The sequence below is a fragment of the Amycolatopsis pigmentata genome, from assembly GCF_042684065.1.
In the GTDB taxonomy this organism is placed as follows: domain Bacteria; phylum Actinomycetota; class Actinomycetes; order Mycobacteriales; family Pseudonocardiaceae; genus Amycolatopsis_E; species Amycolatopsis_E pigmentata.
Genome location: NZ_JBHUKR010000011.1, coordinates 500,944 through 516,205, shown reverse-complemented (window position 1 = coordinate 516,205; position 15,262 = coordinate 500,944). Strand labels below are relative to the sequence as shown.

The following is a 15,262-nucleotide window of genomic DNA, read 5'->3' as shown; positions in this document are numbered from 1 at the left end:
TCCCCTTCAGTCGAGTTCGGGTTTGTCGTCGGTAGGTCTGGGCGTATGGGCGATGCCGTTGATCAACACCTGGAGCCCCCAGGACATGTGGGCCTCCGGCGTTCCGGACAGGAGTTCGTCGGCGAGCCCGGCGATGTGCGGATGGGTCCGCCGGGAAGCCGTGCGAACGACGCGAATGAGGGCGTCCCACTCCTCTTGCGTGGCCGCATCCTCGGCCGCGTGTTCGGCCGCCGTGGCGGTGGGCATCTGCAGCAGGAGGTCCACGCCCCAAGCCGCCTGTCCCGCTGGCACACCACCTTCTTCGAGCAACGCCAGCAGCGTTTCGACCAGGGCGAAGTAGTGCTTCCCGCTCGGACGGGCGACCAGCGCGGACTGGGCGAGACCGGGATAGGCGAACAGGACGGAGGTGTAGGAGAGGAGCACCTTTTCCAGACGCTCGCGCCAATCGCCCTTCTTGGGCCGTAACTCCACCGTGCCCAGGAGTTCGTCGAGGACGGCCGCCTGCAGCTCCGCGGTGTTGCGGACGTAGACGTACAGCGAAGCCGCGCCCGTGTCCAGTTCCTGCGCCACGCGGCGCATGGTGAGCTTTCGCATGCCCTCGGCCCGCAAGATCCCGACCGCCGCGGTGACGATCCCTTCGCGGGTCAGGGCCGGTTTGGCGGGCCGCTCCCGGCGGCTGACCGGCGTGCCGTCCGATGCGTCATGAGGTGTCACGAGCCCCACGGTACACGAACATGTTCGTTACGAACATGTTCGTAGATGCAGGGTGAACGCCGCGCCGCCTTCCTGCGCCGGTCCGGCGGACATCGTGCCGCCCATCCGGGTCACCAGACCGTGCGCGAGCGCGAGGCCGATACCGGAACCCACCGGGCGGCGGCCCCGGTACTTCGCGTTCAGGGCGCCGCGTTCGAAAGCCACCGGATAGTCCTCGGGAGCCAGCCCTGGCCCGCCGTCGCGCACCGCGAGCACGGCCGGATGCGTCAGGGAAAGCGTGATCGGCGCGCCCGCAGGAGTCACCCGCAACGCGTTCTCGGCCAGGCCGTCGAGGACCTGGCGGAGCCGCCGTGGATCGGCCACCGCGCACACCGGGCCCGGTGGCGACTCGACGCGGAAAACCACGCCCTCGCGCTCGCACCGCACCCGCCATACCTCGGCACAGGCGCGCACGGTATCCACCAGATCGATCTCGGCCAGATCGAGCCGGAACTCGTCGGCACCCAGCCGCGCCAGGTCGAGCAGGTCGCTGACCAGTCGTTCCAGCCGCTGCGACTCGCGCTGGATGGTCTGTCCGGCCTGCTGTGCCTGCTCGCCGGTGACCACGCCGTCGGCGATCGACTCGGCGAAACCGTGCACGGCGGTCAGCGGCGTCCGCAGTTCGTGGGACACCGACAGCAGGAACTCCCGTTGCCGCGCCTCGCTGTGCTGCAGGGCCGCGGCCAGTTCGTTCACGGCTTCGGCCACCTCGGCGACCTCGGCCGGGCCTTCCACCGGCACGCGAAGATCGCGGCGTCCCTGGCGCATCGTCGCGGCGACCCGCGCGGTGCGGCGCAGCGGGCGGGCGAGCAGCCTGCCGAGCACGAGCCCCGCCACGGCCGCGACCAGGAGCCCGGCACCGAGCGCGAACAGAATGTTGCGCAGGACCGCGCGTTGCGTGTTCGCGGCCATCTCCACCGGCTCCACGAGGGCGAACGCGCCGCCGTTGACGCCCCGTGCCTCGACCAGATAGTCCCGGCCGGCGACGGTCCTGGTCGCGGACACCGCGGCCCCCGCGCCGAGCCGCTCCAACCCTGCCTCGGCCGCCGCCCGCGTGGCGTTCTGATCAGCGTTGACCACGCCTCGCAGACGCGAAGTCACCACCGAAATCCCTTGCCCGCGCACCACTTGCGCGGCCTTGCCGAGGCCGAGCTTCGCGCCGAGCCCGGTCTCGTCGACCTGGCTCGCCAGCACGTCGGCCTGTTCCGCCAGTGACCGCGCCAACACGTCCTGCCCGGTGCGCCGCACCAGGCTCAGCGCGACGAGCCCCGCGACGATCGCGGCCACCCCGGCGACGGCGAGACAGACCGCGGTGATCCGGACGGCGAGCGAGGCGCGTTTCATCGCGCGTCCGCGGCGTATCCGACCCCACGCACCGTCCTGATCGGACTCTCCGCGCCGAGTTTGGCGCGGAGCTGGGCGATGTGAACGTCCACGGTGCGGGTTCCGGCCTCGACCGCGTAACCCCAGACCGAGCTGAGAAGTTGTGCCCGCTCGAAAACCCGGCCCGGCTGCCGGAGCAACTGGGCGAGCAGGTCGAATTCGGTCGGCGTCAACGCGACCTCCACCTCGCCCGCCCATGCCCGCCGCTGCGTGACGTCCATCCGCACCCCGCCCACCGACAGCACTTCCGACGGGGCCGGGCCGGCCGTGCGCCGGAGCACGGTCCGGACGCGGGCCGCGAGTTCCCGGGGACTGAACGGCTTCGTCACGTAGTCGTCGGCGCCGAGTTCCAGTCCCAGCAGACGGTCGACCTCATCGTCGCGGGCGGTGACGAACAGCACCGGAGTCCAGTCCCCCGCTCCGCGCATGGTGCGGCAGACCTCGATACCGTCCATTCCGGACAGTCCGATGTCCAGCACCACCGCCACCGGCTTGAGTTTCCGCACCGCCGCGAGCGCGGCCTCGCCGTCGGACTCGACGTGCACGCCGAACCCGTCGCGCCGCAGATACAGCGCGACGAGGTCGGCGATCGCGGTCTCGTCCTCGACGACCAGGACGAGACCGCGTGAAGGGGACGCCGGATTCGGCGCGGAGACGGCGGACATCGGGGGCATCCTGTCAGCCGGCGCCGTCGCCCGCCACCTCCGCGTCGATCGCGTCCAGCGTGGTCTCTATGCCCTTCAACTCCCTGGAAGGATCAGCGGGATCAGCGCCGGAGGATCCCGAAGAGACGGACGTCCCCTGCGGCCCGGAAGCGGGAGCGGCGGCCTGGCCCCGGCACGCGGCGGAGCCCAGGCCGACGGCGAGCAGGGCTACGCCGACCGCGACGGCCTTCCGCACGGTCATGACGCGGCCTTGCAGTGCGCGGCGGTGAAGGCGTCCAGCTTCTGCTGGACCGACTTCAGGTCGTTGATCCGGTCGGCACGGCGCTGGGCTCGCTGGTCGAGCTGGTCGGCGGCGGCGGTGTGTCCCTTGCCCCGCTGAGCCTGGGCACGCGCTTTCAGCCAGGCGACCGAACCCTTCACGTCCGCGCCGCCGTTGATGCGGTCCGTCAACTTCTTGGTGCGGTCCGTGAGCTTCGGCAGGAACTGGCCGCACAACTGCTGCGCCTCCTGCGGGCTCAGGGTGATCGGCGCGTAAGTGGTGGGCGGAGGCGGTGCGGGAGTGGTGGTGTCCGCCATGGCGATCGGGGTGATCGCCAGCATGGCCGCGACGCCGCAGCCGACGATCGCACTCCGGCGGCCCCACGCGGTGATGCGCATTGCTCGCTCCTTCTCCTTCGGGGTTTTCCCTGTGTTTCTCGGACACCGCATACTGTGCTGGACCAGGATTCGAAGATCATGGACGCTTTGTTCGGGTTCGGTAAGGACTTCCGGTGAGGAGCGAATGGTGATCGACCTGAACAGCGATCTGGGCGAGGGCTTCGGGGTCTGGCCACTGACCCAGGACGACGCCCTCCTCGACATCGTGACCAGCGCGAACGTGGCCTGCGGGTTCCATGCGGGCGATCCGAGCGTGCTCCGCCGCGTGACCGCGCTGGCCGCCGAGCGCGGGGTGCGGGTCGGCGCGCAGGTCGCCTACCGGGACCTGGCCGGCTTCGGGCGCCGCTTCATCGACGTGCATCCGGACGAACTGGTCAACGACGTCCTGTACCAGATCGCCGCGCTCGACGGTTTCGCCCGCGTCGCGGGAACGCGCGTCAGCTACGTCAAGCCCCACGGCGCCCTGTACAACGCGATCGTCACCCACGCCGAACAGGCATCCGCCGTCGTGGAGGCCGTCAAGCTCTACGACCCGAAGTTGCCGGTACTCGGGCTGCCGGGCTCGGAATGGCTCCGGCAGGCCGCGGCGGCCGGGCTGACCGCGCTGTCCGAGGCGTTCGCCGACCGTGCCTACACGCCAACGGGAACGCTTGTCCCGCGGCGGCTTCCCGGTGCCGTGGTGGCCGATCCCGATGAGGTCGTACGCCGCGCCGTCCGGATGGCCACCGACGGTACGGTCACCGCGACCGATGGCAGCACGATCAAGGTCGACCCGCGTTCGCTGTGCGTGCACGGGGACACTCCCGGAGCGGTCGAGATCGCCCGCCGGGTCCGTGACGCGCTCGCCGAAGCGAAGGTCATCCTCAAGCCCTTTTCATGACGTGGCAAGCCATTCACCACCGCGCCGGGCCAGCAGATACGAAGTCACGCTGACCACGGCGAGCAGAACGACGGCCAACCCGATCGGATAACGGAGTCCGGTGAAGGTGACCAGCGCGCCACCGGCGGCCGCTCCCGCGAACAGTGCCAGCACCGAGGTGAGCCGGCGCCCCGCGCGCGTACCGTCGCCGAAGATCGGCTCGCTGAACAGACCGGTCAACGTCGTGGTCAGCACGGTGGTGTTCAGATGCGGAACACCGAGCCTGCGCACCACCGCGTTCTGCACCCCCATCGCCAGGCCGAGCGGAACGACCGCACCGTACACAGTGGACACCAGAAACGCGGCGGAAAGTGCCACGGCGGCGAGCGCTGCTTCGACCGCCGCGCCGAGCGCGAGGAGCCGGCCGCGGTCCGCCCTGAGCCGGCCGCCCACCAGCGCGCCGAGCAGGAACGAGCCGAGCGCGGCCAGCGAAACCGGCACCGACAGCCCGGGCGCGCCGCCGACGGCGAAGCCGAGCAGCACCACGTTGCCCGTCTGGTTGGCGACGAACACCCGCCCGAGCCCGAGGAAGCTGACCCCGTCCACCAGACCGGTGACCAGCGTCAGCACGACCAGGAGTACAGGCAACGGCCCGTGGGAACGCTCACTCACGGGCCACCAGCGTAGCGGGAGGCCGCCATCATCGTCGCATGTGGACGAACGCCTCAGGAGTCCTTCTCGCGGTTCTGCCAGCAGAGGGCGTCCTGAAGCGCCTCGATGAGTTTTTCGTCATCGGACTCCGACTCGTCGGCGCCGAAGGGCACCCACCTTTCGTAGGCCTTCCGGCCGTCTTCGTAGCCGACGAGCAGCACGCCGGGATACGACAGCGAAAGGCACTCGCCGCCGGGCTCCTCCACGGTCACCCGGCGGCGGTGCGTCGTGATCCGCACCGAGCGCATCGCCACCTCGGAACCCATGCCCACCTGTCCGGCCGCCTGCAGATACTGACCAGTCGCTCACCGACCCCTTTTGGTTACTGAACAAGGCCACGTGGACAATGCACAGGCCGACTTCGAGCAGGGAGTGAATCAGTGGAAGGCGTTCAGTCGATCGAGCGAAGGATCGCCGAGGAACTCGGTGTGCGCGAGGGCCAGGTCCGGGCCGCCATCGACCTACTCGACAACGGGTCGACCGTGCCCTTCATCGCGCGCTACCGCAAGGAAGTGACCGGCATGCTCGACGACGCGCAACTGCGCGCGCTCGAGGAACGGCTCCGCTACCTGCGTGAACTCGACGAGCGCCGGGCCGCGGTGCTGGAGTCGATCGAAGGCCAGGGCAAGCTCACCGACGAGCTGAAAGAGCAGATCCTGGCCGCGGACACCAAGGCCCGCCTGGAAGACATCTACCTGCCCTACAAGCCCAAGCGGCGCACGAAGGCGCAGATCGCCCGCGAGGCCGGGCTGGAACCGCTGGCGGACGGCCTGCTGGGCGACCCGAACACCGAGCCGCTGGCCGCCGCGGCGGTCTTCGTGGACGCCGAAAAGGGCGTCGCCGATCCCCAGGCCGCGCTCGACGGCGCGCGGGCGATCCTGGTCGAGCGGTTCGGCGAGGACGCCGACCTCATCGGTGAGCTGCGCGAGAAGATGTGGTCGCAGGGCAGGCTGACCGCGAAGGTCCGCGCCGGCAAGGAAACCGACGGCGCCAAATTCTCCGACTATTTCGACTTCTCCGAGCCGTTCACGAAGATGCCGTCACACCGCGTGCTGGCGATGTTCCGCGGGGAGAAGGAAGAGGTCCTCGACCTCACCATCGAGCCCGAGGAGCCGAGCGACGAGCCGCGGACCGGCCCGAGCGACTACGAGCGGCGGATCGCGGAGCGGTTCGGCATCGCCGACGCCGGCCGCCCGGCCGACAAGTGGCTGCTCGACACGGTCCGCTGGGCCTGGCGCACCAAAATCCTCCTGCACCTGGGCATCGACCTGCGGTTGCGGCTGCGCCAGGCGGCCGAGGACGACGCGGTGCGCGTGTTCGCCGCCAACCTGCGTGACCTGCTGCTGGCCGCCCCGGCGGGCACCCGGGCCACGATGGGCCTCGACCCGGGCTTCCGCACCGGCGTCAAGGTCGCCGTGGTGGACGCGACCGGCAAGGTGGTCGCCACCCACACCATCTACCCGCACCAGCCGCAGAACCGGTGGGACGCCTCGATCGCCGAACTCGCGAAGCTGGCCGCGCAGCACAAGGTCGATCTGATCGCGATCGGCAACGGCACCGCGTCCCGCGAGACCGACAAGCTCGCCGGTGAGCTGATCGCGAAGCACCCCGAGCTGAAACTGACCAAGGCCGTGGTGTCGGAAGCGGGCGCTTCGGTTTATTCGGCTTCGGCCTTCGCGTCGCAGGAGCTTCCCAACCTCGACGTTTCGCTTCGCGGGGCCGTGTCGATCGCCCGCAGGCTCCAGGACCCGCTGGCCGAACTGGTCAAGATCGACCCGAAGTCGATCGGGGTCGGGCAGTACCAGCACGACGTGTCCGAGGTGTCCCTGTCCCGCTCGCTCGACGCCGTCGTCGAGGACTGCGTGAACGCGGTCGGCGTGGACGTGAACACCGCTTCGGCTCCGCTGCTGACCCGGGTCTCCGGGATCACCGCCGGGCTCGCCGAGAACATCGTCAGCCACCGCGACGAGCACGGCCCGTTCCGTTCCCGCGAACTGCTCAAGCAGGTGCCGCGCCTGGGTCCGAAGGCGTTCGAGCAGTGCGCCGGGTTCCTCCGTATCCGTGAGGGGGACGACCCGCTCGACTCCTCCAGCGTCCACCCCGAGGCGTACCCGGTGGTGCGGCGGATCCTGTCGGCGACCGGCAACGACCTGCGCGGGCTGATCGGCAACACCCGGGTGCTCACGCGCCTGAAGCCGCAGGAGTTCGTCGACGAGACCTTCGGGCTGCCCACGGTCACCGACATCCTCACCGAGCTGGAGAAACCGGGCCGCGACCCGCGCCCGGCGTTCAAGACCGCCACCTTCGCCGAAGGGGTCGAGAAGATCGCCGACCTCAAGCCGGGCATGCGGCTGGAGGGCGTGGTGACCAACGTGGCCGCGTTCGGGGCCTTCGTGGACGTCGGGGTCCACCAGGATGGGCTCGTGCACGTCTCGGCGATGTCGAAGAACTTCGTCAAGGACCCGCGTGACGTGGTCAAACCCGGGGACATCGTCAAGGTCAAGGTGCTCGAGGTGGACATCCCGCGCAAGCGGATCTCGCTCACCCTGCGCCTCGACGACGAACCCGGGGCCGGCAAGTCGCAGGGAGGCCCCGGTGACGGCGGTCGTGGAAAGGGCCAGGGCCAGCGCAAGGGCGGTGGTCAGTCCCGCCGTCGCGACTCGGGCGGCTCCGGCGGCTCCGGCGGCGGCGCTCTCGCCGACGCCCTGCGCCGCGCGGGTTACGGTCGGTGACTCTTCCTGAAGAAGGGCATTGAGCCGGACAGGTGACCCCGGGTAGCGCTACAGGAGTACAACGCAGCATCATCGAGGGGTGCACTGGGCCGACTTATTGGCAGACCGCTCAGCGCGGCGGTGGCTACAGGGCATCGCCGGCCGGCTCGAACCCGGCTGGCGGGCCCTGACCGCCGAGCCCGCGCTCTGGCCGGTGTTCGAAGACCACTCCTCGGCCGTCCGGGACGCGGTCCGGGTCGAGGACGAAATGGTCGAACGGTCCGACCGGGCGAGCGCCCTGGTGCTGATCGCCGCCCACGCCCACGATGTCTGGACGGAAGCCGAACGCGCCGACCGGCTCCCGCCCGGGGACGCCACCGGCTGGACCCGGCACGAGTGGACCGGCCTGCGTCTGCTCGCCTGCTACCGGCTGGCCGCCGCCGAACCGCACGGCCCGAAGCTTTCGCGCGCCGCCTCGGCGCTCCGGCCGGTTTCCGCCGGCGTGGCCAAGAAAGTCCGGTAGCGCGGAAATCCCTCGATTGCACCGCCTCCGGCGCGCGCCTACCCGGTCAGTCCCCTGTGGACGGTGCGAATCCGGCTCCGGGCAAGCGAGTTCGTCCTCCCTGCCTGATTTGACCTCGCTCTCGCCCCGGTCCATCCTGATCGACATCGATTTGTCGGGGAGGGACCGATGAGTTCTTTTGTCGTGGTCGGCGGCGCCGGGCGGACCGGGCGGCTGATCACCGAGCGATTGACGAGCGACGGCCATCGTGCCGTCGTGGCGGGCCGCACCGCCGAAGGTGATTCGGCGGTGAAGTTCGATCTGGCGCGGGCGCCGGACGCGGCGGTGTTCGCGGGCGCGGACGGCATCGTGATCGTCGTCGAGCCGCCGAAGGATTCGGCAGCGGCCGAGGCGGTGATGCACCGGGGCGTCGCCGAACTCGCGGCCATCGCGGCCCGCGAGGACATTCCGGTCGTCCTCGTTTCACAGATCTACCTGACCCGGAGCGCCCGCCATCCCGACATGGCGGAGCGCATCGAGGCGCGTGCCCGTGGCGAGAAGGCCCTGCGGGAAAGCGGCGCGCAGTACACGATCGTGCGACCGAGCTGGCTGCACAACCTGCCGACCGATGGCGTCCGCGTCGAACAGGGTGACACGGGCGATGGCCGGATCAGCCGTGAGGCCGTGGCCGACGCGGTGGTGGCCGCGTTGTTCGATCCATCGGCCTCGGGCAAGACGTTCGAACTCTACGACGACGCCGACTCGGGCAAGCCCGACTGGCCGACGCTCTTCGCCTCACTCGCGCCGGATCCCGAGCCCTAGCGCAGAAAACGCTTTCCGCTACCGGACGACCTTGCCCGGGTTGAGGATTCCGTGCGGGTCGAAGGCCCGTTTGACGGCCTGGTGCACGGACACCCCGACCTCGCCCAGCTCGGTCTCCAGCCACGAGCGCTTGAGCGTGCCCACGCCGTGCTCGCCGGTGATCGTGCCGCCGAGCCGGAGCCCGAGGTCCATGATCGCGTCGAACGCCGCCTGCCCGCGCCGCACCGAATCCGGGTCGGCACGGTCGAAGGCCACGTTGGGGTGAATGTTGCCGTCTCCGGCGTGCCCGGCGCACGGGATGAGCACGTCGTACTCGGCCGAGATCGCGGCGACTCCCTCGATCAGCTCGGCCAGGCGGGACCGCGGCACGCACACGTCGTCGACCAGCCGCTCGCCGAGCCGTTCCATCGCGACCCCGACCAGCCGCCGGGCCTCGATCAGCAGATCGGACTCGGCCTGGTCGGTCGCCACGATCACCTCGGTCGCCCCGCAGGCCCGGGCCGCGTCCGCGAACGCTTCGAGGTCGGCCGCCGCCTGGTGCGGTCCTCGGTCGGACTGGGCGATCAGCACGGCGCCGACGTCCGGTGGGAAGCCGAGGTCACGGTAGGCGGAAACGGCGTCGACCGACACCTTGTCCATGAACTCCAGAATGGACGGTCGCGCTCCCGTGCTCAGATATTCGGTGACCGCGGTGCAGGCCGAAGCGGGCGAGGGAAAGAACCCGATGGCGGTAAGCGGCTTCTCGGCGGCCGGGCGCAGGGCGAGCGTCACCTCGGTGATCACGCCGAGCGTGCCTTCCGAGCCGGTGAACAACCGCGCCAGGTCGTAGCCGGCGACCCCCTTGGCCGTGGCGGTGCCGGTGCGCAACACCCGTCCGTCCGCCAGCACGACTTCGAGCGCACGCACGAAGTCGCTGGTCACGCCGTACTTCACGCAGCAGAGGCCGCCGGCGTTGGTGGCCACGTTCCCGCCGATGGTGGACGACTCCCACGAGCCCGGATCCGGCGGGTAGAACAGGTTCTTTTCCGCGACCGCCGCCGAAAGCACGGAGTTGACCACGCCGGGCTGAACGGTCGCGGTGTGGTTGACCTCGTCGATGGCGAGGATGCGGTTCATCCGTTCCAGTGACAGCAGGATGGCGCCGTCGACCGCGTTGGCACCACCGGACAGTCCCGTGCGCGCGCCCTGCGGCACCACGGGAACGCGATGCTCGTGGGCGTAGGCCAGGATCCGGACGACCTCGTCCGTGTGGCGAGGCCGGGCCAGGGCGACCGGCTTTCCGGCCGGGCACAGGCCCGCCTGGTCGAACCGGTAGGCCTCCAGTACATCCGGATCGGTCGTGATGAACTCTTCGTCGAGCCCGTCGATGTCCACGGATTCACGGTACGTCACCCGATCCGGGGTAAAGATCGTTGTTCGCAGGGTGGGACAGGGCGTCCCGGTAACCCTGGTCACCCGGCGGGATCGTAGGCGTTCATCGCGGGAACGTTCTCGTACATGCGGCGCAGCAGGTCGAGCAGCCGCACCTTCTCGTCCGCGGTGAACCCCGAGAGCAACAGCCGCTCACGCTGGAGCGCGACGTCCATCAGCTGGTCGTGCAGTTCGTGGCCCGCCTCGGTGAGATGGAGCGTCCGGCCGCCGCCGGTGGTGTCGATGACGAGGAACTGCCGTTCGGAGAGAATGCGGATGGTCCGGCTGACCACCGACTTGTTCAGTCCGAGCATCGAGCCGACCTGGGCCGCGGTGCTGCCGGGCTCGTTGACGAGGGCGGAGGCTACACGCCACTCGTTGATGCCCACCCCGAAACGGCGCAGGAAGACCCGCGACCCGCCCCAGGACAGCGCGTTGGAGATCAGGCTCAGGTACGCGGGGACATAGTCCTCTCGCTGTACGCTGCGCTCCCGATATGGCACACCGTCAACAGTAACCATCGCGGCGGAAGCCGCGCGCCATGCGCACGTTCTGCCACCCCACGGTGTACGGAGAGTGTACTCGCCCGGGTTACCGATCCGAGGAGGATCAGCCTGCCACGGGCTCGCTTCGCGGGCCCTGTCCGTTGCCGGACTCGACGGGCTTTCCCTTGCTCGGTGTCTTCCGGCCCTTGCCGGCCTTGCCTTCTCCCGGCGTCTCGGCGTCCTCCGACAGGTTGCCGGCCACCGCCTCCGCCGCCTGAGCACCTTCCTTGGTGGCCTTCGCGTCGTCCGGCCTGCCCTCGCCGACCTTGTCGCGCTGCTCGGGCACCGGGAATGGTTCGGACAACAGCGGGGCGAGATCGGCCAGCATTTTGTGGGTGGTCTGCAACTGTTGGGCCGTGCGGCGCCGCAGGTCCGCCAGGACGTCGGCCTTGACCTGCGCTTCCTCGATCATCGCGGCCGCCTTGGTGGCCGCCTCGGCGACCATCCGCTCGGCGCTCTCCTTGGCCATCCGCTCCTGTTCGGCGATCTTCTCCAGGACGCTGGTCCGGCGCCTGGCCATCGCGTGGGCGAAGTCGCTCTCGATCTGCTCGCGCCGCCGCGCCGCCTGTTCCTCGAGCTTGCGCCGGTTCTGCGTGGCCTGCTTGGTCATCATCTCGACCTCGGCGCGGGTGCGGGCCATCAGCTCTTCGTGCTCGGCGGCCATCTCCTTGCGCCGCCCGTCCAGCTCGGTGACCATGCGCTCGTGCCGTTCCCGCAGCCTGCGGCTCGACTTCTCCGCGGCGGCCCAGCTCCGCTCGGCCGACGCCCTGGCCCGTTCGGTGATCTCGGCGGCCTCGTCCTCGGCCAGTTCCACCATGCGCAACAGCCGCTCGGACAGCCCGTCCGCCTCGATCGGGGTGCGGGCGATCCGGTCGATCTTCTCGCGCAACCGGTCGTTCTCGCTGCGCAGGTCTTCGAGTTGCCGTGCGAGGTCCTCGGCGCTGGCCGCCGCGGCGTCGCGGTCGGAGATCACCAGGCGCAGGTCGGCCTCGACGCTGAGGACGTATTCCCGCACCTGGCGCATGTCGTACCCGCGCCAGGTGCGGTCGAAATCCGTTCGGAGGGGAACGATGTCGTCACGAGCGTCCACCGGCACCATCCTCAGCTCCTCCTGCGTTCATCGGCGACCTGCGCGGACTCCGGCCTGACCCGGCGCAGGCCACGGCTCGCGCCCGCCCACCGGACAGTCCTTTGTGGACCTTCACGGGAAAGCCCGATGACGGCAAGCATGCTCCACCCATCGCTCGCCGTCCACCAGCATTGACTCGTCCAGGTAATTTCCCGGTGTGGCACCATCGGCGTCGTCTCGCGTTTACGCATGTCAGCATGCGCCACGAGCGTCTGGGCAGCGTCACCCCGGCAAGACCAATTTCCGCCAAGTGACATTTCCGTCGAGGCGGGCCGCTGTCGTGACGATCGTCGTGCACCATTGCCGCGTAAACATATGGCCATTACGACTCAAGTCAAGTACCCGGCTCTCTCGACTGCCACGTGGCGTGAACGGCCTCCCCCATATCGGTGGTCCAAACAGGAGAAGCTGACGCGCCGAAGCCCACGCTGCGTGTCGCACGGCCGCTACCTCCGGCGGGCCGGGCAATGGTTGGGGCGGCCTCGTGCTCGCCTGATCAACCCGTAGCCTTAAGCAGGTGACCGGTGACAGAGCAGCCGATGAAACGTCTGAAAGCCGCGACCAGCCGGACTCGGACGAGCGGACCACCATGCCCGCCGACGGGTCTGACGAGACTGACGAGCGGACCACCATGCCCGTCGACGAGTCCGACGAGTCCGCCAAGAGCGAGGAGTCTGATGAGTCCGGCGAGTCTGCCAAGGCCGACGAGACAGACGAGTCCGATGAATCCGGCGAGACAGACGAGCGGACCACGATGCCCGTCGGCGAGACTCCCGAAGAGGCCGCGAAGGGACGTCTGATCGCCGGCCGCTACCGGCTCCGGCGCAGAATCGGCGGCGGCGCGATGGGCGTGGTCTATCTCGCGCACGACGAACTGCTCGACAGAACCGTTGCGCTGAAGGAACTTCTGCTCCCGCCGACCCTCAGCGCGGAGGAAGCCGAGACCGCGCGAAAACGCTCGCAACGCGAGGCGCGGTTGGCCGCGCGTCTGCAGCACCGGCATGCCATCTCGGTGTTCAACGTCGTCGAGGACGACGGCAAACCGGTGCTGGTGATGGAATACCTGGAATCCCAGAGCCTGGCCGAGGTGGTGGCCGAGCGCGGGTCCCTGCCGCCGGACGAGGTGGCCCGGATCGGCGCCGAGGCGGCCTCGGCGCTCGCCGCCGCCCACGAGGCCGGGATCGTCCACCGCGACGTCAAGCCCGGGAACATTCTCATCGGTGCCAACGGCACCACGAAGATCACCGACTTCGGTATCTCCCGTGCGGCCGACGACGGAACGCTGACCGGCAGCGGCCGGTTCGCGGGCACGCCCGCGTTCCTGGCCCCCGAAGCCGCCCGAGGTGAGGCGCCGAGCCAAGCGTCCGATGTGTTTTCCCTGGGCGCCACGCTCTACACCACCGTCGAGGGGCGATTCCCTTACGGGGACTCGGACAACCAGATGGCCGTGCTCTACGCGGCGGCCGCCGGGCGGTTCACCGCGCCGACGAAGGCGGGGCCCCTCACGCCCGTGCTGACGCACATGATGCAGCTCAACCCGGCCGACCGCCCCACGATGGCCGAGGCCGCCCAGGCGCTGGCCAAGGTGTCGTCGCCGGAGCCCGCGCCGAGCCGGAACAACCGCGTGCTGGCGGTGGCGCTCGCGCTGGTGGTGCTGGCGGTGGCGGGGGTGGTCACGGCCTTCCTGTTGAATGGTAAGGACAACGGCGGCAGTGCCGCGCCGCCCACCTCGGCCCCGGCGACGACCGCGCCACCACCTGCCTCATCGCCGCAAAGCAGCTCCGCCGGCCCGAACCCGGCGACCACCTACGTCACGACCACGGTCATCGCGGCACCCCCGGCATCCACCGGCGAGCCCGCCGGGCCGCCGCCCGGCGGCCCGAAAGGCCCGATCTCGCTGGTGGAAGCGGTGAGCGAGTACTACCAGATCATTCCGGGCAACCTCGATCTGGGCTGGACCAAACTGGGTCCCGGCATTCAGCGGATCGGCAAGGAGGAGTACGTCAAGTACTGGAGCCCGATCAGCAATCTGGTCGTGGTGAGCGGCCCGGCGCAGACCGGCCCCGACTCGGTCACGGTCACCTTCGAATACACCAAGGGCGGCCAGCGCTACCGGGAGACCCATCAACTCGGCATGATCGTGACCAACGGCCAGCCGCTGATCAACAGCGATCCCCCGGTGGGGTACACCATCGTCGGATGAGCGGGCTTCCGGCTACCGGCCGCGGCCGGTAGCCGGGGCCGCTAAGGCTTGATGCCGATGCCGCCGAGCAGGCAGGAAGCTTCCGGCCGCCGGGCGAGCACCGGAGCGGACGGCCCCTCTTCGGGCCGCCATTCCGGGGCCCAGACCACCCCGGGCTCGACGAGTTCGAAATCCCCGAAGTACGACCGCAGGTCTTCCGGCGAGCGCGTGTACAGCGCGTTTCCGGAATGGGCGAAGATCTCCATGCCCTTGTGGAACTGCTCGCGTTCCCGGGCCGGCGCCCCGTCGACCGTGCAGTGCGACATGACCAGCGAAGAGCCGGCGGGCAGCACGCGACGGTAGGTCCTGATCACCCGGGAAACCTCGTCGTCCGGGGCCAGGAAGTGCAGGATCGACACCATGAGCAGCGCGATCGGGCGGTCCGAGTCCAGCACTCCGCTGGACATCGCGGCGTTCCAGACCTCGGTGACGTTGCGCAGGTCTTCGTGGACGACGTCGTAGCGCTCCGGTTCCTCGCGCTCTTCCAGCACCACCTGCGCGTGCGCGACCGCGACCGGGTCGCGGTCGACGTAGACGCAGCGGCTTTCGATGTCCATCTCGTTGGCGATCTCGTGCACCAGGGGCACGGTGGACACGCCGGACCCGAGATCGAGGAACTGGGTGTAGCCCGTGCGCAGGCAGTACCGCAGGGCGCGTTCGAAGAACTCCCGGCCCGCTCTCGCCCCGGCCTTGATCGACGGCGCGACATCGGACAGCTGGTCACCGAGGATACGGTCGATAGCCCAGTTAGAGGTACCACCCAGGTAGTAATCGACGACCCGGCCGGCATCCGCGTGATCCAGATCGACGCCCGTCAGCGCCCTCGTGACGCGTTGTGGCCCACTCACGTGTGCCCCCTGTCTGCCGTTGGCG

Annotated in this window: 16 protein-coding genes; 5 read left to right on the top strand and 11 right to left on the bottom strand. The window is 69.7% G+C overall.

What is annotated here, in order from left to right; all coding sequences use genetic code 11:
- Positions 1–6: 6 nt before the first annotated feature.
- Genes ACFSXZ_RS24540 through ACFSXZ_RS24520 form a run of 5 tightly spaced genes read right to left on the bottom strand, consistent with a single transcriptional unit; the run spans position 7 to position 3,458 of the window.
- Positions 7–714: a TetR/AcrR family transcriptional regulator gene (locus ACFSXZ_RS24540; protein WP_378267487.1), complete on the bottom strand. Its 708-nt coding sequence runs from the start codon at positions 712–714 to the stop codon at positions 7–9.
- A gap of 27 nt (positions 715–741) precedes the next feature.
- Positions 742–2,097, bottom strand: a complete 1,356-nt coding sequence (locus ACFSXZ_RS24535) for a HAMP domain-containing sensor histidine kinase (protein ID WP_378267486.1) — start codon at positions 2,095–2,097, stop codon at positions 742–744.
- Complete coding sequence (locus ACFSXZ_RS24530) at positions 2,094–2,801, bottom strand: response regulator (protein WP_378267484.1); 708 nt, start codon at positions 2,799–2,801, stop codon at positions 2,094–2,096. The genes ACFSXZ_RS24535 and ACFSXZ_RS24530 overlap by 4 nt, the downstream gene beginning before the upstream one ends.
- Positions 2,802–2,814: 13 nt before the next feature.
- Positions 2,815–3,042, bottom strand: a complete 228-nt coding sequence (locus ACFSXZ_RS24525) for a hypothetical protein (RefSeq protein WP_378267483.1) — start codon at positions 3,040–3,042, stop codon at positions 2,815–2,817.
- A complete protein-coding gene (locus tag ACFSXZ_RS24520; RefSeq protein ID WP_378267482.1) occupies positions 3,039–3,458 on the bottom strand; it encodes a hypothetical protein in 420 nt (139 codons plus the stop codon). The genes ACFSXZ_RS24525 and ACFSXZ_RS24520 overlap by 4 nt, the downstream gene beginning before the upstream one ends.
- Positions 3,459–3,582: 124 nt before the next feature.
- Between ACFSXZ_RS24520 and ACFSXZ_RS24515 the strand changes: the two genes are divergently transcribed.
- Complete coding sequence (locus ACFSXZ_RS24515; protein WP_378267481.1) at positions 3,583–4,338, top strand: LamB/YcsF family protein; 756 nt, start codon at positions 3,583–3,585, stop codon at positions 4,336–4,338.
- Here ACFSXZ_RS24515 and ACFSXZ_RS24510 read toward each other — a convergent pair.
- Positions 4,333–4,989 (bottom strand): YoaK family protein, encoded by a 657-nt coding sequence (locus tag ACFSXZ_RS24510; RefSeq protein WP_378267480.1) that lies wholly within the window; start codon positions 4,987–4,989, stop codon positions 4,333–4,335. The two genes, ACFSXZ_RS24515 and ACFSXZ_RS24510, sit on opposite strands and share 6 nt — an antisense overlap.
- 53 nt (positions 4,990–5,042) lie before the next feature.
- Complete coding sequence (locus ACFSXZ_RS24505; protein ID WP_378267479.1) at positions 5,043–5,294, bottom strand: hypothetical protein; 252 nt, start codon at positions 5,292–5,294, stop codon at positions 5,043–5,045.
- Positions 5,295–5,408: 114 nt separating this feature from the next.
- On the opposite strand from ACFSXZ_RS24505, the gene ACFSXZ_RS24500 reads away from it, so the two are divergent.
- The 3 genes from ACFSXZ_RS24500 to ACFSXZ_RS24490 all read left to right on the top strand — a co-directional run bounded on the left by ACFSXZ_RS24500 (position 5,409) and on the right by ACFSXZ_RS24490 (position 9,063).
- Complete coding sequence (locus ACFSXZ_RS24500; RefSeq protein ID WP_378267478.1) at positions 5,409–7,760, top strand: Tex family protein; 2,352 nt, start codon at positions 5,409–5,411, stop codon at positions 7,758–7,760.
- 79 nt (positions 7,761–7,839) lie between these two features.
- On the top strand, positions 7,840–8,262 hold the full coding sequence (locus tag ACFSXZ_RS24495; protein WP_378267477.1) for a DUF6401 family natural product biosynthesis protein: 423 nt from the start codon (positions 7,840–7,842) through the stop codon (positions 8,260–8,262).
- A gap of 168 nt (positions 8,263–8,430) precedes the next feature.
- Positions 8,431–9,063, top strand: a complete 633-nt coding sequence (locus tag ACFSXZ_RS24490) for an NAD(P)H-binding protein (RefSeq protein WP_378267476.1) — start codon at positions 8,431–8,433, stop codon at positions 9,061–9,063.
- Positions 9,064–9,081: 18 nt separating this feature from the next.
- Here ACFSXZ_RS24490 and ACFSXZ_RS24485 read toward each other — a convergent pair whose 3' ends face one another.
- The 3 genes from ACFSXZ_RS24485 to ACFSXZ_RS24475 all read right to left on the bottom strand — a co-directional run bounded on the left by ACFSXZ_RS24485 (position 9,082) and on the right by ACFSXZ_RS24475 (position 12,117).
- Positions 9,082–10,437: an FAD-binding oxidoreductase gene (locus tag ACFSXZ_RS24485; RefSeq protein ID WP_378267475.1), complete on the bottom strand. Its 1,356-nt coding sequence runs from the start codon at positions 10,435–10,437 to the stop codon at positions 9,082–9,084.
- A 77-nt stretch (positions 10,438–10,514) separates the two neighbouring features.
- A complete protein-coding gene (locus ACFSXZ_RS24480; RefSeq protein ID WP_378267474.1) occupies positions 10,515–10,976 on the bottom strand; it encodes a MarR family winged helix-turn-helix transcriptional regulator in 462 nt (153 codons plus the stop codon).
- Positions 10,977–11,082: 106 nt separating this feature from the next.
- The gene (locus tag ACFSXZ_RS24475) at positions 11,083–12,117 is read right to left on the bottom strand and encodes a DivIVA domain-containing protein (protein ID WP_378267473.1); all 1,035 of its coding nucleotides are present in this window, start codon (positions 12,115–12,117) and stop codon (positions 11,083–11,085) included.
- A 547-nt stretch (positions 12,118–12,664) separates the two neighbouring features.
- On the opposite strand from ACFSXZ_RS24475, the gene ACFSXZ_RS24470 reads away from it, so the two are divergent.
- Positions 12,665–14,350 (top strand): serine/threonine-protein kinase, encoded by a 1,686-nt coding sequence (locus tag ACFSXZ_RS24470; protein WP_378267472.1) that lies wholly within the window; start codon positions 12,665–12,667, stop codon positions 14,348–14,350.
- Positions 14,351–14,391: 41 nt separating this feature from the next.
- Here the strand turns inward: ACFSXZ_RS24470 and ACFSXZ_RS24465 are convergent, their stop codons facing one another.
- On the bottom strand, positions 14,392–15,237 hold the full coding sequence (locus ACFSXZ_RS24465; RefSeq protein WP_378267471.1) for an SAM-dependent methyltransferase: 846 nt from the start codon (positions 15,235–15,237) through the stop codon (positions 14,392–14,394).
- Between the last annotated feature and the right edge of the window lie 25 nt (positions 15,238–15,262).